Annotated in this window: 14 protein-coding genes; 9 read left to right on the top strand and 5 right to left on the bottom strand. The window is 67.8% G+C overall.

What is annotated here, in order from left to right; all coding sequences use genetic code 11:
* Positions 1-36 precede the first annotated feature (36 nt).
* From yccS to OC534_RS01875, 5 genes are all read right to left on the bottom strand, one after another.
* A complete protein-coding gene (yccS, locus tag OC534_RS01895; RefSeq protein ID WP_017354565.1) occupies positions 37-2,214 on the bottom strand; it encodes a YccS family putative transporter in 2,178 nt (725 codons plus the stop codon).
* 79 nt (positions 2,215-2,293) lie between these two features.
* Positions 2,294-4,363, bottom strand: coding sequence for a TonB-dependent receptor (locus tag OC534_RS01890; protein WP_136004597.1), 2,070 nt, complete (start codon positions 4,361-4,363; stop codon positions 2,294-2,296).
* 217 nt (positions 4,364-4,580) lie between these two features.
* Positions 4,581-7,703 (bottom strand): efflux RND transporter permease subunit, encoded by a 3,123-nt coding sequence (locus OC534_RS01885; protein WP_017354567.1) that lies wholly within the window; start codon positions 7,701-7,703, stop codon positions 4,581-4,583.
* 34 nt (positions 7,704-7,737) lie between these two features.
* Entirely contained in the window at positions 7,738-10,968 is a 3,231-nt protein-coding gene (locus OC534_RS01880; protein ID WP_136004595.1) for an efflux RND transporter permease subunit, read from the bottom strand.
* Positions 10,969-11,056: 88 nt separating this feature from the next.
* Entirely contained in the window at positions 11,057-12,307 is a 1,251-nt protein-coding gene (locus OC534_RS01875; protein WP_136004593.1) for an efflux RND transporter periplasmic adaptor subunit, read from the bottom strand.
* A 228-nt stretch (positions 12,308-12,535) separates the two neighbouring features.
* On the opposite strand from OC534_RS01875, the gene OC534_RS01870 reads away from it, so the two are divergent.
* The 9 genes from OC534_RS01870 (at position 12,536) to OC534_RS01830 (ending at position 20,972) form a co-directional block, all read left to right on the top strand.
* On the top strand, positions 12,536-13,858 hold the full coding sequence (locus OC534_RS01870; protein ID WP_017354570.1) for a M20 family metallopeptidase: 1,323 nt from the start codon (positions 12,536-12,538) through the stop codon (positions 13,856-13,858).
* Between the two features lie 120 nt (positions 13,859-13,978).
* Positions 13,979-14,797: an NADPH-dependent 7-cyano-7-deazaguanine reductase QueF gene (gene queF, locus OC534_RS01865; RefSeq protein WP_262071278.1), complete on the top strand. Its 819-nt coding sequence runs from the start codon at positions 13,979-13,981 to the stop codon at positions 14,795-14,797.
* 154 nt (positions 14,798-14,951) lie between these two features.
* The gene (locus OC534_RS01860) at positions 14,952-15,245 is read left to right on the top strand and encodes a LysM peptidoglycan-binding domain-containing protein (protein WP_017354572.1); all 294 of its coding nucleotides are present in this window, start codon (positions 14,952-14,954) and stop codon (positions 15,243-15,245) included.
* A 37-nt stretch (positions 15,246-15,282) separates the two neighbouring features.
* Positions 15,283-15,777: a hypothetical protein gene (locus OC534_RS01855; RefSeq protein ID WP_017354573.1), complete on the top strand. Its 495-nt coding sequence runs from the start codon at positions 15,283-15,285 to the stop codon at positions 15,775-15,777.
* 325 nt (positions 15,778-16,102) lie between these two features.
* Positions 16,103-18,328 (top strand): NADP-dependent isocitrate dehydrogenase, encoded by a 2,226-nt coding sequence (locus tag OC534_RS01850; protein WP_017354575.1) that lies wholly within the window; start codon positions 16,103-16,105, stop codon positions 18,326-18,328.
* Between the two features lie 326 nt (positions 18,329-18,654).
* Entirely contained in the window at positions 18,655-19,605 is a 951-nt protein-coding gene (locus OC534_RS01845) for a hypothetical protein (RefSeq protein WP_017354576.1), read from the top strand.
* Between the two features lie 2 nt (positions 19,606-19,607).
* The gene (locus OC534_RS01840) at positions 19,608-20,156 is read left to right on the top strand and encodes an ATP/GTP-binding protein (RefSeq protein ID WP_262071277.1); all 549 of its coding nucleotides are present in this window, start codon (positions 19,608-19,610) and stop codon (positions 20,154-20,156) included.
* Positions 20,149-20,637 (top strand): roadblock/LC7 domain-containing protein, encoded by a 489-nt coding sequence (locus tag OC534_RS01835; protein WP_037590732.1) that lies wholly within the window; start codon positions 20,149-20,151, stop codon positions 20,635-20,637. Before OC534_RS01840 ends, OC534_RS01835 begins: the two co-directional genes overlap by 8 nt.
* The gene (locus tag OC534_RS01830; RefSeq protein WP_017354579.1) at positions 20,613-20,972 is read left to right on the top strand and encodes a hypothetical protein; all 360 of its coding nucleotides are present in this window, start codon (positions 20,613-20,615) and stop codon (positions 20,970-20,972) included. Before OC534_RS01835 ends, OC534_RS01830 begins: the two co-directional genes overlap by 25 nt.
* Positions 20,973-21,092 lie beyond the last annotated feature (120 nt).

Genomic DNA, 21,092 nt, shown 5'->3' with positions numbered 1-21,092 from the left:
ATCGGCACGGCGCCGGTCCATGTGCCGCCGCCGCGCTCAGCGCAGCGTGCGTTCGGCCTCGTTGGCGGCGCCACGCAGCTTGGGGAGCAGGCGCAGCATCAATCCCATCTGGGTGCGGATGAGCTGCAGCTTGGGCGGCATCTCCTCGCCGATCTGCTCCAGCTGTTCGGCCAGGGCGCGGTCGCCGTCGTTGTCGTTCTCGGCCACCGGCTGGCGCTGCTCGAGCGCGGCAGCGATCTGCTGCATGGCCTGCTCCACGCGCTCGCCGCCGGCCAGGGCCAGCGGGTCCTGCCCGTAGCTGTCCAACTGCGCGCGGTGCGCGCCCAGCGCCGAGAGATGGCCGAGCAGGGTGTTGGACAGCGCCAGGAAGCGGAAACCCGCATCCAGGTTGCGGCGGACGTGGCCGGGCTCGCGCAGCATGTTCGACAGCGCGGTGGACAGGGCGGCATCGGCGTTGTGCATGTCACGCCGTGCGATCCGGTACGCCAGGTCGTCCTGCATGCCACTGCCGTACTGGCCGAGCACGGCATGCAGGTAGCGTGCGCAGTTGGACAGCACCCGCGCCATCACTTCGTTGAGGCGCCGGCCCTGCCAGTCGGGCAGGATCAGGAACGCGGCCGCCGCGGCAATGCCGCAGCCGATCAGGGTATCCACCAGGCGCGGCCAGATCAGCAGGAAGCCGTCGCCAATCAGGTTGAAGCAGGTCAGGGCCATGACGGTGATCGCCGCCGAGGCCACCAGGTAGCGATCGCTGCGGGTAAAGAAGAACAGCAGCGCCGACAGCAGGGCGATCAGCAGTTCGATGCGCAGGTCCTGGAAAAGCTGCATCAGCGCCCAGGTCAGCACCAGCCCGATCAGTGTGCCGGCGATACGCTGGGCCAGCCGCTGGCGGGTCGCGCCGAAATGCGGGCGGCACACGAACACGATGGTGAGCAGCACCCACGAGCCGTTCTGCGCGTTGAACAGGCGGATGGCGGCAAAGCCCACCACCAGCGCCAGGGCCATGCGCAGGCCGTGACGGAACAGCACCGACCCCGGCGTGAGCTGCTGGCGGATGCGCACGAGCATTTCGCGCAACGTATGCGGGTTGGTGTCGCGCAGGCGGGTGTCGACGTTGTCCAGCGTGGATTCGGACTGCGCCGCTTCCGACAGCCGGCGCTCGATGCTCTGCAGGTTGTGGCCAAGCAGGTCCAGCGAGGACAGCAGGCGCTGCCACTGAGGGTTGTGCTGCGCCCGCAGCCAGGCAAGCGAATCGGTGAGGTCGGCATTGGCCTGGCGGGTCCGCTCGCCATACTCGAACGGGCGGCGCATGCGGATGGCCTGGCCAAGCTGGGCGCAGGCTTCGCCCTGCAGCGCCAGCAGGCGCTGGCAGCGGTATAGGACATCGCTGTGGAAGAAGGCGTCGGTGAGCGCGCCATAGGGGTAGTGGGAGGAGCTGGCGCGCTCGTGGAAATCCTGCGCCATGTAGTACAGGCGCAGGTACAGTCCCGACTGCACGCCGGGCCGGCCGGAGCGGCCAAACCGCGCAAGGATGGCGACCTTGGCGATGTTCAGCGCTTCGACCACGCGCCGGTTCTGTTCGGCCAGGGCAAGCTGGCGCTGCTGCAGGTCGGCATCGCGCACGGGTTCGAACAGGTCGGCCTTGAGCTGCAGGTAGCGGCCGAGTTCGACGAACAGGCGGGCCAGGCGTTCGCGCACCGGACGGTTGGCGAACAGGGCGGTCCACAGGATGGACAGCAGGCCATACCAGAGGGCACCGGCGAGCAGGTGGCTGACGGCGGCGATGGCCTGGGCACGGTCGCTGGCGCCATGCTGTTCCAGGCCGATCATGGTGTAGATGGCCAGGGTGACGGTGGCCTGCGCGATGGAGGCGTAGCGCTCCCCCAGTGCGCCGAGCAGGGTCAGCCCGAAGGTGGAGATGGCCAGGGCAGTGATGAACAGCCACGGCCACGGGAACAGTTCCACCACCGCGGCGGCGGCGATGACGAAGCAGAGCAGCGAGAGCGCGACCGATTTGGTGCGGCCCCACCAGTTGTCGTCGGTTTCGGCAATGGCGCTGGCGATGATGCCCAGGAACACGCCGGGCAGCGCGGGCAGCTGGTCCAGAGACCAGCAGAGCCCCATCGCCGCCGACAGCGCGATGAATACCCGCAGCCCATAGCTGGCTTTCTCATGGGCCCAGAGGCGGCTGAGGCGGGATTCTCGGACGGACATGCGGACTCGTGGCGCGGGGGCGCCTCATTATTGCGTCATTGCAGTGAATGCTGCATCCCGGCGCCGTCACGCCCTTCGATTACAGATCGAACCGCACGCTGACGGCGACGCTGCGCGGCAACCCGACACCGGCGTTGGACCAGTACGTCCTGTTGGTCAGGTTTTCCACGCCCGCGCGCCAGGTGACCGGATGTCCGTTGGCCTGCATGCGGTAGCCGATACCGGCATTGAACAGGGTGTAGTCGGGCAGCTTCAAGGTGTTCTCGACGTTGTAGTAGACATCGCCGTAGTAGCGGGCCAGTGCGTACAGGCTCAGGCCATCGATCTGCGGCACGCTGTAGTCGGCGTGCACGACGCCGTTCCAGCGTGCCGCACCACTGGCACGGTTGCCTTGGTTGGCGGCATTGTCGGGCGAGAGCCTGTCGTAGATCGGGTCGAGCCACGTGACGCCGCCGCCGACGGTGAGGGCATCGCTCAGGCGCACGGTGCCGCTCACTTCCACCCCTTCGTACAGGGTGACGCCGTCCTGCACCAGCTGCTTGCCGGCGCCGGTGAGCCGGTCGATGGTGGCGCCGCGCTCAAGGCGGAAGGCCGCTGCGTTTGCGTTCCAGCGCGGGGTCTCGATCTTGGCGCCGATCTCGAACTGCCTGCTGAGGGTGGGGTCGAGCACCTCGCCGGCGTTGATGTAGTCCGAACCGACCCGGCTGCCTGCTTCCAGCGATTCCACGTAGCTGGCGTACAGGGTGACGGCGTCGGCCGGCTTGTACATCACCGCGTAGGTCGGGGTGACCGGGTAGGTGTGGTAGGCGCCCTTGTTGTGGAAGTCGTTGTAGCGCGCACCGGCCAGCACCGACCAGCCGCGGCCGAGTGCCACGGTGTCGCTGACGAACACGGCCTGCTGCACGGTTTCGCTGCCGCGGGTCAGCACGCGCGAGCCGACCGGGTCATGGCGCAGGGTGGGGCGCTGGTAGAGGTTGCCGCGGCCAATGGTGTTCCATTCGTACGGGCGATCCCAGCCCAGGCTGGTCTGGTGCGACATACCGGCCACCAGCTGGTGCGACAGCGGTCCCGTGCGGAAGCGGCCCTGCACGATCGCCTGGGCCTGTTTCCACTCGCTCCTGCCGCCAAGCTCGTAGGTGTTGACGTTGTAGTCACCGTTCACGTCGTCGATGTAGGCGAAGACCTTGTTGACGTCGTTCCAGGAGGTGGTCACGCCGTAATTCAGGCTGGCCTTCCAGTCGCTGTTGATCTGCCAGTCCAGGCCGGTCGACAGCAGGCTGGAGCGGGTGTCGTAGTAGGTCCCGTCGATGCTGTTGTCGACGTCGCCGGCGATCGGGCGCGGCAGGGTGGTCAAGCCGATGAAGTAGTACTGCGGCGATTCGTTGCCGAGGTCGCGCTGCTGGAACACGCCGTCGAAGGTCCAGGTGAGCCGGTCGCTCAGGCGGGCATCCAGCGACACTGCACCGACCTTGCGGTCCACCTCGCCACCGTTGAAGGTTTCGCCCTTCTCCTGGTAGGCATTGAAGCGATAGCCGAACATGTCGTCGTTGCCACCGCGGCCGCCGATATCGATCTGCCCGCTGACGATGCCCTGCTCACGCCACCCCAACTGGGCGGCGAAGGTCGGGGTATCGGTGGGCTTTTTGGTCACATAGTTGACGATGCCGCCTGGCTGGCCGAAGCCGTACATGAAACCGCCCGGACCCTTGAGCAGTTCGACCTGGTCCATCACTTCCAGCGGCCACTCCGTGCCCCACGACGAGACCTGCAGGCCGTTGACCCGGTAGCTGTCGTAGCTGAGGTCGATGCCACGGTTGCGGACCGGCGAGCTCCAGCCGCTGGCATAGGCGCTGACCTGGGTGACCACGGACGGATCGGTCAGGAAAGCTTCGCCGAGCGCGACAACCTGACGCTTCTCGAGGTCGTCGCGGCCCACAACCGAGATCGCAAAGGGGGTATCGCGCACGGGGCGGTCGCCCAGTGCGCCGGTGGCGGTGTGGGTGCGCTCGGCGGTGACCCTGATCGCGTCCAGGTCGGTGGCCGAGCGTACGCGCGGAGCGCTGTCGGGAGTGGATTGCGCGTGGGCGGCGCAGGCAGCGGACAGGGCCACGGCCAGGGCGGCCAGACGGGGCAGGGGAGCGGACAGCATCGTTTTTTCCTTGGCGGACAGCACAGGACCGTCCGCGATCATGGGATGGCAGGAGAGGGGTCGATGGCTGGATCGCGCAGGCTGGCCGCAGAGGGGCAGCGGGTGCATCGCCGAGGGATGCAGGACCGTGGCTGGAGGCGAATTGTTGTTGTTTGGCTACCCCGGCGTCAAACCACCAGGGTTCATGCAGCGCTGCCGGCCCGAGGCCGGCAGCGGGTCAGGCGGGTCTGGCCCGCTTGAGCAGCTTCTTCTCGCGGCGGCGTTCGCGGCGCGCGACCCAGCGCTCGCGCAGGCACGAGAAGATCACGTACAGCGCCGGCGTGCTGAGCAGGGTCAGGCTCTGCGAGAACAACAGGCCGCCGATCATGGCGATGCCCAGCGGGCGTCGCAGTTCGGAACCTTCGCCCAGCCCGATCGCCAGCGGTACGGCGGCCAGGATGGCCACCATCGTGGTCATCATGATCGGCCGGAAGCGCACGATGCTGGCCTCGCGCACCGCATCGCGCGGGCTCATCCCGCGTTCGCGCTGGGCCACCACGGCGAAGTCGATCATCATGATCGCGTTTTTCTTGACGATGCCGATCAACAGCACCAGCGCGATCATCGAGATCACCGACAGCTCGGTGTTGGTCACAAACAGCGCCAGCAGCGCACCCACGCCCGCCGCCGGCAGGGTGGACAGGATCGTCACCGGATGCACCAGGCTTTCGTACAGCATGCCCAGCACCAGATACACGGTGATGATCGCGGCCAGCACGAGGATCAGCATCGAGTTGGGGTTGAGCTGCACGTTGAAGCCGCCCCCGTCGCTGATGCGGATGTCGCCGGGCAGGCGCAGCCCGTCCACGGTGGCCTTGACGATCGCCTCGCCCTCGCCGGTGCTGACGCCCGGTGCGAGGTTGTAGCTCAGGTCCATCGTGGTGTACTGGTTCTGGTGGGTGATCTGCGGCGGTGCCAGCCCCGGGACCTGGTGCGCCACTGCGGTCAGCGGAATCATCTCGCCATTGCCGGCGCGCACGTGGATTTCGTCCAGAGCCCGCGGGGTGGCCGTCTGCTCGGGCAGCGCGTTGACCACCACGCTGTACTGGTTGATGTCCGAGTAGATGGTCGAGATCTGGCGCTGGCCGAACGCGCCGTACAACGCGCCATCGATCGCGCCCACCGACACGCCCAGGCGCGCGGCCTTGGCGCGGTCGATCTGGATGTTCTGGCGCAGGCCAGCCGTATCCACATCGGTTCCAACGTCGCGCAGCTTGGGGTTCTTCTTCAGCGCGGCCTGCACCTTGGGCAGCCATTCCTGCAGCTGGGCCAGGTCGTTGCCCTGCAGGGACACGCGGTACTGCGCGCCCTGGCTGTTGCCGCCGCCGCCGTCGCTGGGCAGGTCCTGGATGGCGCGCAGGCGCAGCTGCAGGTCCGGATAGCGGTCGGCCTTGGCGCTCAACCGCGCCAGTGCCACGGCCGTGGTTTCCTTGCGGCCTTCCTTGCGCGTTTTCAGTTCGATGTTGAACTGCGCGCTGGAGCCCTGGCGGCCGCTGCCCAGGCGCACGCCGACGGTCTTCACTGCCGGATCGGCCATCAGCATGTCGGTGATGCGGCGCTGGCGGTTGACCATGTCCTCGAAGGAAACCGTGGCGCTGGAGTTGGCGCGGCCCCAGATCAGGCCGGTGTCCTGCGCCGGGAACGAGCCCTTCTTGACCGCGCCGCCAAGCATGACGGTGGCCACGATCAGCAGGATCGGGGTCAGCGCCAGCAGCAGCGCGTGCCGCAGCGAGAAGTCCAGGCAGACGGTGTAGAGGCGCAGCATGCGGTCGTGCATGCCATCCAGGAAGCGGCCGACCCGCGACGGCGTCTCCGGCGCGGCGTGCGCGCTCAGGAAGCGGCTGCACAGCGCGGGGGTGAGGGTCAGCGAGACGATCATCGAGACCACGATCGCCGCCACCAGGGTGATGGTGAATTCGCGGAAGAACGCCCCGACCATGCCGCTGGCGAACAGCAGCGGGATGAACACCGCGACCAGCGAGGCGGTGATGGAGACGATGGTGAAGCCGATCTCGTGCGCGCCGGTCAACGCCGCCTGCATGCGGGGCATGCCCTCGTCGAGATGGCGCATGACGTTCTCGATCACCACGATCGCATCGTCGACCACAAAGCCGATCGCGATCACCAGCGCCAGCAGGCTGAGGTTGTTCAGGGTGAAGCCGAACACGTACATCACCAGCGCCGCACCGGCCAGCGACAGCGGCACGGTCACCGCGGCGATCAGGGTCGGTGCCAGCCGGCGCAGGAACAGCGCCATCGTCAGGATCACCATCGCCAGGCTGATCAGCAGGGTGATCTGCACTTCATGCAGCGACGACCGGATGGTCGGCGTCCGGTCGAAGTACGGGGTCATCGTGGTGCCCGGCTGCAGGTAGTCGCGCAGCATCGGGATCTGCGCCTTGACCCGGTCCACCGTCTCCACGATGTTGGCGCCGGCACGGGTGAACACGTACATCACCACCGCCGGTTTGTGGTCGAACCAGGCGGCCTGGTAGGCATCCTGCTGGCCATCGTAGACGTTGGCCACGTCCTTGAGCCGGATCACGCGGCCATCGTCCTGGGTCTTGATGACCAGGTTGGCAAAGTCGGCGGCACGCGCCACCGAGTCGTTGGCGATGATCGCGGTGGTGGTGTTGCCGTCGGTGAGGAAGCCGGTCGGGGAGGTCACATTGGCCGCGCGCACGGCGTTGCGCAGGTCGTCCGGGGTCAGGTTGAGTGCGTTGAGCAGGCGCAGGTTGACGTCCACGCGCACCGCCGGGGTGGAGGCACCGGCGATGTCGACCGAGGACACCCCGCCGATCTGACGCAGCCGCTGGGCCAGCAGCGTATCGGCCACGTTATACAGCTCGTCGGCCGACTGGGTCTGCGAGGTCAGCGCGATGGCGATCACCGGATCGTCGTTCGGGTTGGCCTTCTGGAACATCGGCGAACCCAACCCGGAGGGCAGGTCGGACTGGGCCGAGTTGATGGCGGTCTGCACGTCCAGTGCCGCCGAGTCGATGTCCACGCCACTCTGGAAGATCATGAAGACCAGCGAGCTGCCTTCCGAACTCGATGAGCGCATCTGGTCCACGCCCGGCAGCTGGCCGAGGTGCCGCTCCAGCGGCGCGGTGACCGTCGAGGCCATCGTGGTCGCGTCCGCGCCGGACTGGCTGGCGTGGACGAAGATCACCGGAATCTGGATGTTCGGCAGCGCCGACACGCCCAGCTTCAGGTAGCAGAACAACCCGACCACGAACAGGCCGATGGCCAGCAGCGCGGTGCCGATCGGGCGACGGATGAACGGCCCGGAGATGTTCATGCGCGCCCCTCCAGAGCGTCGGACGGCAGGCGGCTCATGCGCGGTCCCGGGCGCTGGCGTGGCGCAGCGCGCGCTGTTCGCGGCGCTCGCGCAGCCATTCGGAGAAGCGTTCCATGTACAGGTAGATCACCGGCGTGGTGTACAGCGTGACCAGCTGGGACAGCAGCAGGCCACCGACGATGGCGATGCCCAGCGGGCGGCGCAGCTCCGAGCCGATGCCGGTGCCCAGCGCCAGCGGCAGCGCGCCGAGCATGGCGGCGGCGGTGGTCATCATGATCGGGCGGAAGCGCAGCAGGCAGGCGCGGCGGATCGCGTCGTGGGCGTTGGCCCCGGCACGGCGGGCCTCGATGGCGAAGTCCACCATCATGATGCCGTTCTTCTTGACGATGCCGATCAGCAGCACGATGCCGACGATGCCATCCACCGACAGGCTCAGGCCACACACCATCAGCGCCAGCAGCGCGCCGACGCCGGCCGGCGGCAGGGTCGAGATGATGGTGATGGGGTGGATGTAGCTTTCGTACAGCACGCCCAGCACGATGTAGATCAGCACCAGCGAGGCCAGCAGCAGCCAGATCACGTCGGTCTGGCTGCCGGTGAACTCGGCGGCCTTGCCGATGAACTGGGCATGCACCTGCGAGGGCATGTCCAGGCTGTCCCTGGTCTCTTCGATCGCCTTGACCGCATCGGACAGCGAATAGCCCGGCGCGATGTTGAACGAGACGGTCACCGCCGGCAGCTGCTGCTGGTGGCTGACCACCAGCGGGGTGCTGGTGATGCGGCCTTCGGCCAGCGCGGCGAGCGGGATGATGTTGCCGGCGCCGACCGTAATGCCGGTGTTCTGCGCGCCGATGCCGGTGGCGGTGGAGGAGTTGGACGAGGAGACCTGGCCGAAGTTGGTGGCGTTGCTGCCGGTCAGCGCACCGGCGCCATTGGAGGCCACCGCCAGCTGGTTCATCAGCGCGGTGCTGGTGCGGAACTCCGGCGCCACTTCCAGCACGACCCGGTACTGGTTGAGCTCGGTGAAGATGGTGGAGATCTGGCGCTGGCCGAAGGCGTCGTACAGGGTGTCGTCGATGGTCTGCATCGGTACGCCGAGCACGCTGGCCTTGTCGCGGTCGATGGTCAGCTCCAGTGCGCGGCCCTGGTTGGACAGGTTGTTGTCCACGTCGGCCAGTTCCGGGCGCTGGCGCAGCGCTTCGGTCAGGCGCGTGGCCTGCAGCGCGACCTGGGCGCCGTCCACGTCCGACAGCGAGTACTGGTACTCGGTAGCCGCCACGCGCGTATCCAGGGTCACATCCTGCACCGGCTTGAGGTACAGCGCCACGCCGGGAATGCCGGCCACGGCGTCCTGCAGGCGCGGCAGGATCTCATCGAGCCCGTCGCGGTCGCCGCGGGCCTTGAGCACGATCGACAGCTGGCCCTGGTTGAGGGTGGGATTCATGCTGCCGGCGCCGATGAAGGCCGACACGCCGGTCACCGCCGGGTCCTTGCGCAGCGCTTCGGCCACGGCCTTGGTGCGCTCTTCCATCTGCGGGAAGGCGATGTTCTGGTCGGCCTGGACCACGCCGGTGATCAGGCCGGTGTCCTGTTCTGGCAGCAGGCCCTTGGGGATGACGATGTACAGCACCACGGTCAGCACCAGCGCGCCGGCGGCCACGGCAAGCGTCATGCGCTGGTGGTCCAGCACCCAGTCCAGGCTGCGCTCGTACGCCCCCACGGTGCGCGTCCACAGGTTCTCCTTGCCAGCCGCCGCGGCGCGCTCGTGCGCGTCCTCGCCTTCGGGCAGGGCGTCAGGCTTGAGCAGGTAGGCGCACATCATCGGGGTGAGCGTCAGCGAGATCAGCATCGACAGCACCACTGCGATGCTCAGCACCCAGGCGAACTCATGGAACAGGCGGCCGGTGACGCCGGGCATCAGCAGCAGCGGCAGGAATACCGCCACCAGCGAGATGGTCAGCGACAGCACCGTGAAGCCGATCTGGCGCGCGCCGATCTCGGCCGCTTCCGGGCCGCTCTTGCCCTGTTCGATGTAGCGCACGATGTTCTCGATCATCACGATCGCATCGTCGACCACGAAGCCGGTGGCCACCACCAGCGCCATCAGCGACAGGTTGTCCAGCGACATCCCGGCAAAGGCCATGACCCCGAAGGTGCCGGCCAGCGACAGCGGTACGGCCACCGAGGGAATGATGGTCGCCCACAGGCGGCGCAGGAACACGAAGATCACCGCCACCACCAGACCGATGGTCAGGATCAGGGTGAACTGCACTTCGTGCACCGAGGCGCGGATGGTTTCGGTACGGTCGGAGAAGATCTCCAGGTGCACGTCGGCCGGCAGCACGTTCTGCAGCTGCGGCAGCAGGCTGCGGATGCGCTCCACGGTCTGCACGATGTTGGCGCCCGGCTGGCGGCGCACTTCCAGCAGCACCGCCGGCTTGCCATCGGCCCAGGCGGCGAGCTGGTCGTTTTCCACCCCGTCGACCACGTTGGCGACGTCCGAGAGGCGGACCGGGCGGCCGTTCCTGTAGCTGATGATGGTGTCGCGGTACTCGGCGGCGCTGGTCAGCTGGTCATTGGTGCCGATCGAGTAGGACTGGGTCTTGCCGTTGAGCGAGCCCTTGGGCGCATTGACGTTGGCCTGGGTCAGCGCGCTGCGCAGTTCTTCCAGGGTCAGGCCCATGTTGGACAGCTGCGCCGGGTTGACCTGGATGCGCACGGCCGGGCGCACGTTGCCGGCGATGGAGACCAGGCCCACACCCTGCACCTGTGACAGGCGCTGGGCCAGGATCGAGTCGGCGTAGTTGTTGACCTCGCGCAGCGGGCGCGTGTCGGAGGTGAGCTTGAGGGTGACGATGGCCGCGTCGGCCGGGTTCACCCGGTTGTAGACCGGCTGGTAGGGCAGCGAGGAGGGCAGGGTGGCCTGGCGGATCGCGGCCTGCACGTCCTGTGCGGCGATGTCGATGTCGCGGTCCATCGAGAACTGCAGGATGATCGTGGACAGGCCGGCCGAGGAGTCGGAGGTCATGATCTCCAGCCCGGAAATCTGCCCGAACTGGCGCTCCAGCGGGGTGGTGACCAGGGAGGCCATCGTGGTCGCGTTGGCACCCGGGTACTGGGTGGTGACCACCAGGCTGGGCGCGTCGATCTCCGGCAGCGCCGACACCGGCAACTGGCGGTAGCCGAGGATGCCGAGCAGCAGCAGGCCCGCCATCAGCAGCGAGGTGGCGATCGGGCGGCGGATGAAGATCGTCGAAAAGCCCACGGGCAGATCCTTGCTGTTACGTCATGCGGCGTTGAAGCGGGCGAACGCCGGCCAAGCGGCCGGCGTCAGGAACGGGAGACGGCCGCGATCAGCGCGGGCCGCCACCGCGGCGGCCACCGCCGCCCTGCTGCTGGGCGGCAGCCTTGAGTTCGGCGTCGGTCGGCGGGGCCGGGGTTTCACCCGGCTTGAGTGCGGTGACCTTGCTGCCAGGCTTGAGCCGGAACTGGCCTTCGCTGACCACGCGCTCGCCGCCCTTGAGGCCTTCGGTGATCTGCACGTTGCTGTCGCCCACTTCCACGCCGCTCTTGACCGTCTGCATGGCCACGGTGTTGTCCGGCTTGACGATATAGACGTACTCGCCGTCCGGGCCGCGCATCACCGCCTGGGTGGGGATCACCACGCCACCGGCAATGGTGCGCAGCTGCATCCGCACGTTGACGAACTGGCCTGGCCACAGCAGGTTGTCGGCGTTGTCGAACACGGCGCGGGCGCGGAAGGTGCCGCTGTCGCTGCTGATCTGGTTGTCGACCACGTCCAGCCTGCCGCCATCGGTGAGTACATGCGAATCGTTGCGGTCCAGTGCGGCGATCGTCACCGGGCCGGCCTGCTGGGCCTGGCGCACGTCGGGCAGCTGGCGCTCGGGCAGGTTGAACACCACGTGGATCGGGTGGATCTGGGTCAGGGTGACCAGCGCGGTGCCGGCGCTGACCACGTTGCCGGCATCCACCGCGCGGATACCGGCGATACCGGAAATCGGGGCGGTGACGCGGGTGTACTGCAGCTGCACCTGGGCCGCGCGCATGCTGGCTTCGTTGGCGGCCACCGCACTTTCATACTGCGCCACCTGGTTGCGCTGGGTGTCCAGGTCGGTTTTGGCCACGTACTGGCGGTACTCGGGCGAGTTGGAGCGCTGGAAGTTCGAGCGTGCGGTGGCCAGCTGCGCCTGGTTCTGGCGCTTGGCCGCGGCGGCCTCGTCGTAACTGGCCTGCAGGGTGCGCGGATCGATCTGCGCCAGCAGGTCGCCCTTCTTCACTTCCTGGCCTTCCTTGAAGTTCAGGCTGATCAGCTGGCCGCCGACCTGCGGGCTGACGGTTACGGTGTTCATCGCGGCCACCGTGCCCAGCGCGCTGGCATAGACCGGCACGTCCTGGCGGGCCGCCTCGACCACGGTCACCGGCACCGGCCCGGCATTGCGCTCTTCCCCGCCGCCCCGTCCGGCGGCGGCGGCGGGCTTGCCCGCCTCGCCCTTGGGTTTGCCGCCGCCGAGCATGCGCATGCCGATGAAGGCCACCACCAGCACTGCGACCACCAGCAGCACGATCTTCCAGAAACGCGACATTCAAAACTCCTGAGGCTGGCGGAGGGCGGGGGGCCCGGTTGGCTAGGCGCAAAGCATACCCGTCGCCTGCGCGCTTTCATCCATGACGGATGGGACGGGCGATCAGACCGGACGTGACCGACCGGGTTCCGTGAATCAACGCCTGCGGGGGCAGAAAGTTACAGCGCCGGGCCCGCTGATGGCCTACATTCAGGTTCGTCCGTCCCTTGCCCCTCGTGGAGATCCGCAATGCCCCGTCTGTCGCTGCTGTTGTCCGCCCTGCTGCTGGCCTGCCCCGCGCTGGCCGCCGCCACGCCCGCCGAACGCCCGGAAGTGACCGCCGCGGCGACCCGCCTGAACGCCAGGGTGATCGACTGGCGGCGCGACTTCCACCAGCACCCGGAGCTGTCCAACCGCGAGGAGCGCACCGCCGCCAAGGTGGCCGAGCAGCTGCGCGCGATGGGCCTGAAGCCGAAAACCGGGATCGCCCACCACGGGGTGGTGGCGATCATCAAGGGCGCCAAGCCCGGCCCGCGGATCGCACTGCGCGCGGACATGGATGCGCTGCCGGTGACCGAGCAGACCGGCTTGCCGTTCGCCTCCAAGGCCACCAGCACCTACCGCGGCGAGACGGTGGGGGTGATGCATGCCTGCGGCCACGACGCCCACACCGCCACGCTGCTCGGTGTGGCCGACGCGCTGGTGAAGATGCGCGAGAACCTGCCCGGTGAAGTGATGCTGATCTTCCAGCCTGCCGAAGAAGGCGCGCCGCCGCCGGAGGAGGGCGGTGCCGCGCTGATGCTCAAGGAAGGCCTGTTCGCGGACTTCAAGCCGGAGGCGGTGTTCGGGCTGCATGTGTTTTCCAGCGTGCCTGCCGGCCAGATCGCGGTACGGGGGGGACCGTTGATGGCGGCGTCGGACCGTTTCGGGATCAAGGTGATCGGCCGCCAGACGCACGGTTCGGCGCCGTGGAACGGGGTCGATCCGATCGTGGCCACCGCCGACCTGGTCGGCACCGCGCAGACCATCGTCAGCCGACGCGCCAACCTGTCCAAGCAGCCGGCGGTGCTGACCTTCGGCGCGATCAAGGGCGGCATCCGCTACAACATCATTCCCGACGAGGTGGAGATGGTGGGCACCATCCGCACCTTTGACGAGGGCATGCGCCAGCAGATCTTCGCGGACCTGCGCAACGTGGCCGAACACACCGCCGCCGCGCACGGGGCCAAGGCGCAGACCGAGATCTACGAGTCGGAAGGCAACCCGGCCACGGTCAACGATCCGGCGCTGACCGCGCGCATGCTGCCCAGCCTGCAGGCGGTGGTGGGCGAAGCGAATGTCTACGAGCCGCCGCTGCAGATGGGCGCGGAGGACTTCTCGCTGTATGCCAAGGAGGTACCGGGCCTGTTCTTCTTCGTTGGCGCCACCGGCGAGGGGATCGATCCGGCCACCGCGCCGGCCAACCACTCGCCGAAATTCCTGCTCGACGAGAAGGCGCTGGACGTGGGCCTGCGCGCGCTGCTGCAGGTCAGCCTGGACTACCTCAACGGGGCGAAGGCCCCGGCGGGCTGAGGCCGGGCTCTGCCGGATGCCGGACGCCCTCCGTGGCGTCCGGCCGTTCTGCCCACCCCGCCCGGTTCCCCAGGCCTGCGGAACGGGGACGAGCGACGCCCGCCGGCGTAAAATGGCCGGATGAATACCCCCCAGGACTCCAGCCTCGGTCGTGAGGTTGCTTACCCGTCGCAGTACGATCCCGCGCTGCTGTTTGCCATTCCGCGCCGTGGCGCGCGCGAGGAGATCGGCCTGGACGAGGCGGCGCTGCCGTTCGTCGGCCATGACCGCTGGCAGGCCTATGAGCTGAGCTGGCTGGACCGGCGCGGCAAGCCGCGGATCGCGGTGGCCACCATCGGCGTTCCGTGCACCTCGCCGAACCTGATCGAATCCAAGTCGTTCAAGCTGTACCTCAATTCGCTCAACAGCACCCGCTTCGACGACGACGAGGCCGCGCGGCAGCGCATGGTCACCGATCTGTCGGCCTGCGCCGGCGCGGGGGTGACCGTGCAGTTCGGCGTGCCGCCGTTGGTGGAGGAGGGCGAGGGCGAGTCGCTGGACGAACGTGATGTCGCGATCGACCGCTATGGTCCGCCGGCCCCGGAGTACCTGTCCGCCGATGCGGACGCGGTGGTCACCGAAACCCTGGGCTCGGCCCTGCTCAAATCCAACTGCCCGGTCACCGGCCAGCCGGACTGGGCCAGCGTGAGCATCCGTTACCACGGTCCGAAGATCGACCGCGACGGTCTGCTCAGATACCTGGTCAGCTACCGGGAGCATGCCGAGTTCCACGAGCAGTGCGTGGAGCGCATCTTCAGCGAGATCAGCCAGCGCTGCCGGCCCGAGTGGCTCGAGGTGGAGGCCCGCTACACCCGTCGCGGCGGGCTGGACATCAACCCGTGGCGCGCCAGCCCGGGCATCGCGCAGCCCGCGCGCACCGTGCGCGACCTGCGCCAGTAACCAGGCTGGCGGCTGCGGCCGCCCTGCCCGGTGCGTGCCGACCGTGGGTCGGCACGCCGGGGTCCGGCCCCGTCTTCACATCCACGCCATGCGCCATTAACAAGGGCTGTGACACCGTGCGTTCCATGTCGTCAATGAAGACGGGAGTGTGTGGATGAGTACCGATAAGAAAGCCGATTTCTCCGGTGTCAAAACCAGCATCGACACCACTGCCGAGAAGGTCGAGAAGGCCGATTTCTCCGGCGTGTCCACGTCGATCGATACCACCGCCGAGGTGGTGGGTGGCAGCTACACCGTGCAGAAGGGCGACTCGCTGTCGAAGATCGCCAAGCAGGAACTGGGCGATGCCAACGCCTGGAAGAAGATTTTCGACGCCAATCGCGACGTGCTGGACGACCCGGACAAGATTTTCCCGGGACAGGTCCTGAAGTTGCCGCCCAAAGGCTGAGTCGCTCCGTCACTACCCATTCCAAGGGAGGAATTCCATGAAGAAGTCGTCCATCAGCACCGCTGTACTCGCCGGTCTCCTGGCCACTGTGGCCCTGGCTGGCTGCAAGAAGAAAGAAGACACCGCCGACAACAACGCCCAGCCGGCGGCGATGACCCCCGCGCCGACCCCGGCACCGGCACCCGAGCCGATGGCGGCCGCAGCGGCGGTGAATGTCTCCAGCGTCACCGTGGGCAAGACGGCCGCCGCCGACAAGACGGTTGCCCCGGCGGCACTGTTCGCGCCGAAGGATGAAATCCTGGTGTCGGTGCGTACCGACGGCACGGCCAACAACGTCACCCTGGCGGCCAAGCTGACCTACCAGGACGGCCAGGTGGCCGGTGAGCAGACCCACACGCTCAACACCACCGGCGCTGAAACCTCCAACCTGAAATTCACGAATGCCAATGGCTGGCCGGCGGGCAAGTACCGTGCGGAAGTCATGGTAGATGGCAAGGCGGCAGGAACGCCGCAGGAGTTCGAGGTCAAGTAAGCCCACGCCGACTCTCTCCCGGCAACAGGCTCACGATGGACGCAGCCGCGAGGCTGCGTCTTTTTTATGGCAGGTCGCCCCCCGCGCGTCGGACTGGTTGCAATCGATACCGTCTGTTCCAGTACGTTTGCGTATGGCGCCGCTTTGCTCCGGGGGGCTGAAAACGCGACAATGCGGAGGTTTCCCGCAGCGCGCGCCATGCGGCGCGATCCACGGGAAAAGTGCGGACCCCGCCCGGCGCGGCCTGCACGCGACACGGTTGCACGCGGCCCGGCATTGCCGACGGCCATCACTCCTCAGATCCGCAAGAGAGCATCAGTCCCCCATGTCGAATACGCCCAAGATTCTCTACACGCTCACCGATGAAGCCCCGTTCCTGGCCACCCAGTCGCTGCTGCCGATCGTCGAGGCGTACACCGCCACCGCCGGCATCGCCGTCGAAACGCGCGACATTTCGCTCTCCGGCCGCATCCTGGCGCTGTTCCCGGATTACCTGAAGGACGCGCAGAAGGAAGCCGACCACCTGGCCGAACTGGGCCAGCTGGCGACCACGCCGGATGCCAACATCATCAAACTGCCCAACATCAGCGCCTCGGTGCCGCAGCTGAAAGCCGCGATCAAGGAACTGCAGGACCAGGGCTATGCGCTGCCGAACTACCCCGACGTGCCGACCGACGACGTTTCGCGCGACATCAAGGCGCGCTATGACAAGGTCAAGGGCAGCGCGGTGAACCCGGTGCTGCGCGAAGGCAACTCGGACCGTCGCGCGCCGCTGTCGGTCAAGAACTATGCACGCAAGCACCCGCACCGCATGGGCAAGTGGTCCACCGAGTCCAAGTCGCATGTGGCGCACATGGACGGCGGCGATTTCTACGGCAGCGAAAAGTCGGCCACGCTGGCCACGGCTGGCAGCCTGAAGATCGAACTGCATCAGGCCGACGGCACCACCGTGGTGCTGAAGGACAAGACCGCGGTCAAGGCCGGTGAGATCGTCGATGCCGCCGTGATGAGCCGCAGCGCGCTGGCGGCCTTCGTGCAGGCCCAGATCGCCGATGCCAAGGCCAAGGGCGTGCTGTTCTCGCTGCATCTGAAGGCCACCATGATGAAGGTCTCCGACCCGATCATGTTCGGCGTGGTCGTTGAAGAGTTCTACAAGGACGTGCTGGCCAAGCACGCCGATGTGCTCAAGCAGGCCGGCTTCGATCCCAACAACGGCATCGGCGACCTGTACGCACGCCTGCCGCAGCTGCCGGAAGCCACCCAGGAGGCGATCAAGGCCGACCTGGCTGCCGAGTACGGCAAGCGCCCGGGCCTGGCGATGGTCAACTCGGACAAGGGCATCACCAACCTGCACGTGCCCAGCGACGTGATCGTGGACGCCTCGATGCCGGCCATGATCCGCGACTCGGGCGGCATGTGGAACGCCGAGGGCAAGCTGCAGGACACCAAGGCCGTCATCCCCGACCGCTGCTACGCCGGTGTGTACCAGGCCGTCATCGATGACTGCCGTACCCACGGTGCGTTCGATCCGGCCACGATGGGCTCGGTGCCCAACGTCGGTCTGATGGCGCAGAAGGCCGAGGAGTACGGCTCGCACGACAAGACCTTCCAGATCCCGGCCGACGGCACGGTGCGCGTCACCGACGATGCCGGCGCGGTGATCTTCGAGCATGCCGTGCAGACCGGCGACATCTGGCGCATGTGCCAGACCAAGGATGCCCCGATCCAGGACTGGGTGAAGCTGGCCGTCAACCGCGCCCGCCTCAGCAGCACCCCCGCCGTGTTCTGGCTGGACGCTGCGCGTGCGCACGACGCGCAGGTGATCGCCAAGGTCCAGACCTACCTCAAGGACCACGACACCACCGGCCTGGACATCCGCATCCTGGCCCCGGTGGAAGCCACCGCGTTCTCGCTGGACCGCATCCGCAAGGGTGAGGACACCATCTCGGTGACCGGCAACGTGCTGCGCGACTACCTGACCGACCTGTTCCCGATCATGGAGCTGGGCACCAGCGCCAAGATGCTCTCCATCGTGCCGCTGATGGCCGGTGGCGGCCTGTTCGAGACCGGTGCCGGCGGTTCGGCGCCCAAGCACGTGCAGCAGTTCGTGGAAGAGGACTACCTGCGCTGGGATTCGCTCGGCGAGTTCCTGGCCCTGGCCGCGTCGCTGGAGCACCTGGGCAACCGTTACGACAACGCGGGTGCTGCCGTGCTGGCCAGGACCCTGGACCAGGCCAACGGCCAGTTCCTGGACAACGACAAGTCGCCGTCGCGCAAGCTGGGTGGCATCGACAACCGTGGCAGCCACTTCTACATCGCGCTGTACTGGGCCCAGGCCCTGGCCGCGCAGAACGACGATGCCGCACTGAAGGCCCGCTTCGCCCCGCTGGCCAAGGCACTGGCCGACAACGAGCAGACCATCGTCGATGAGCTGATCGCCGTGCAGGGCAAGCCGGTCGATATCGGCGGCTACTACCGTCCGGACGTGGCCAAGGCGAGCAAGGCGATGCGCCCGAGCGCCACCTTCAACGGCGCGTTGGCCGCGCTGTAAACCACGCTCGGCGTCAACACCGCTTCAACGGAAAACCCGCACCTCGGTGCGGGTTTTTTCTGTGGAGGCCACTGCCTGCAAGGCGCTGTCACAGGTGACCCCCGTGTCGATGGAAATGTGACCTCTGTCGGCGGCCGTTCTCATCCCGCGCCCGCGTCCAATCCCGTCAAGAGGGCATGAAACTTGCCTGCGTCCCGTGCAACGGGCAGGGCGTCTCTCGCCCCTCAATCTGTGCAATCCATCACGATCGGCCCGATATCGATGGCATAGCCTAGCCACGGTCGTATCCGCAGCAGTGGTGGTCCTTCAGAACGCAGGGGAAGGCGATGGCCCGGGTGCTGGTAGTGGGATCGGATATCCAGGGGGAGCACGCCCTGCTGCAGCGGCTGCGCTCGGCGGCCGCGTTGCCGGGTGAGAGCGTGCGCAGTTGCCGCGATCTTGACGAGTGCGATCTGCTGGTGATCAAGGACACCCCCGCACTGCGCAATGCGGCGCTGCGGATGGTGCGCGAACGGCCGCAGATCCAGTTCTGGATCGAGGACCAGCAGGGGCGCCTGCGCCCCGGTCAGGGCCACGATCATGCGGTGCTGGACGACGAGGCGATCGAGCGCGCGCTGCGGCACATGCCGGCCGCGCCGGCACCAATCGATGAACCCTGTGCGGCGCGCGGGGCCAAGGCGATCACCCGCGCCCTGCGCGAACGCCTGCAGTCCCGTCAGGGGCACGCCGTGCTGGTGGCCGATGGCCTGCCCTGGCTGCTGCTGGATTTCGAACAGGATCAGATGGTCCTTCCCGACGGCGGCGCCAGCGTGGCGCAGCGGCTGTCGGACAACTTCGAGCGCCTTGCCCTGCACGGCATCGCATCCCGGCGCTACCAGCAGTTGGCCGGCGACCTGCCGCGGCAGCCGTTGCGGCCGCTGTTGTGGCAGTGGGGGCAGCAGCCTGCACACTGGCAGGACCTGGACGCACGGCTGCAGCGGCACGCGCGGGTCACGCTGCTGCGCTGGCCCGATTTCCGCGTGCTCGGCCACCAGCACGACAGCTTCCGGCTGTGCTCGCTGCTGCTCAAGCGCGCCTGCAGCGTGGACGAGTGCAGCCACCTGCTGGACATGCCGGCCGAGGCAGTACGTGCCTTCGTGCACCCGGCCTATCTGTGCGGCTATGCCGCGCTGGAGCCAGCCCCCGCCGAGCCCGTCGCGACGCGGGCGCCCGGCACGCCCGGCGGCTCGCTGCTGGCCCGGATGTGGCGCAGCGTGCGCCAGCGCGCTGGAGGCTGACGGTGCGCGAACACAAGATCGTGGTGCTCGGGGCGATGGGCAGCGGCAAGTCCACTCTGGTGCGTGCCATCGCCGCCGGCGCGGTGGTGGACACCGACGTGCGCAACAGCGACCGCGTCGGTGCCGACAAAGCGTCCACCACGGTCGCGATGGACTATGCGGACATCGACCTGCCCAACGGCGATCGCCTGCGTCTGTACGGTACGCCGGGGCAGCAGCGGTTCGACTTCCTGTGGCCGATCCTGCTGCAGGGTGCCAGCGGCGTGGTGCTGCTGCTCGACGCCACCGACCCGGCGGCCGCCACCGCACTGGGCGCCTATCTTGACGTGCTGCAGCAGCATGCCGCGCAGGTCCCGGCAGTGGTCGGGCTGACCCGCCTGGATCTGGCCCCGGCGTGGGAGCTGGACACCTGCGCGCTGCAGGCCGGCCGCGGCGGACGCCTCCTGCCGGTGGTGCCGGTGGACGCGCGCGACCGCGAGGACGGCCTGCGCCTGATGGATGTGCTGATGAGCGAAATGGAAGCCTGCGAACTGGTGGCCGCGCATGCCTGACGGTCGCGACGTCCACCCCGTGGATGCACGCCAGCGCGAGGCGCTCGGCTGCCACCTGCAGGCCTTCTGCAACGATATCGACGGCGTACGCAGTGTGGTGCTGGCCAGCGTGGATGGCTTCGCCGTGGTTCCGGGCGCCGGCACCCACGGCAACGGCGAACGGCTGGCCGCCATGACCAGCGCGATGCTGGCGCTGGCCGGTGCGGTGGGCCGCGAGCTGGCGCTGGGGGAACTGGAAGTGCTGATGCTTGAAGCGGGTGGCGGCAAGGTGTTGATGCTGGCGCTGCCCAGCCAACCGGCGCCCCTGTTGCTGATGACCGCCTGCGACCAGCGCTGCGTGGTCGGCAAGGTGCTTTGGCGCGCCAAGGAATGTGGCCGCAACATCGTGGCCGAACTCAGCGGATCACGAGCCGATCCGCAGGGGCACATGGGGCTCGACAACCAACGGGGTGCAACATGGCAGGACTCGATCAGACCTTGAGCGCGCTGATGACCATTGATGGCGCGCAGGCGGTGGCACTGGTGGACTACGAAAGCGGCATGCTGCTGGGCGAGGCCGGCACCGGTGTGGACATGGAGGTGGCAGCGGCCGGCAATACCGAGGTGATCCGCGCCAAGATGAAGACCGCCGCCTCGCTCAACCTCAACGACACGATCGAGGACATCCTGATCTCGCTGGGCCGCGCGTATCACATCCTGCGCCCGGTCGCGAAGCAGCAGGGGTTGTTCATCTACCTGGTGCTCGACCGCGGCAAATCCAACCTGGCTCTGGCCCGGCGCAAGGTACAGGACGTGGAAAGCCAGCTCGCGCTCTGAGTTCCCTCCGCCGCCGGCCGGGGCAGTACAGCGGCCGGCGGCGCTTCGCGTCGCACCCGCCGCGTGTCGTGCTTCTTCGCCGCCCACCATGCATTCCGCGCAGGCCTGCCGTAAGGTAGA

The sequence above is a fragment of the Stenotrophomonas sp. Marseille-Q5258 genome (assembly GCF_946900935.1).
GTDB classification, from domain to species: Bacteria; Pseudomonadota; Gammaproteobacteria; order Xanthomonadales; family Xanthomonadaceae; genus Stenotrophomonas; species Stenotrophomonas nematodicola.
Note: the sequence above shows the minus strand (reverse complement) of the source record. Positions and strands in the feature narration are given on the sequence as shown.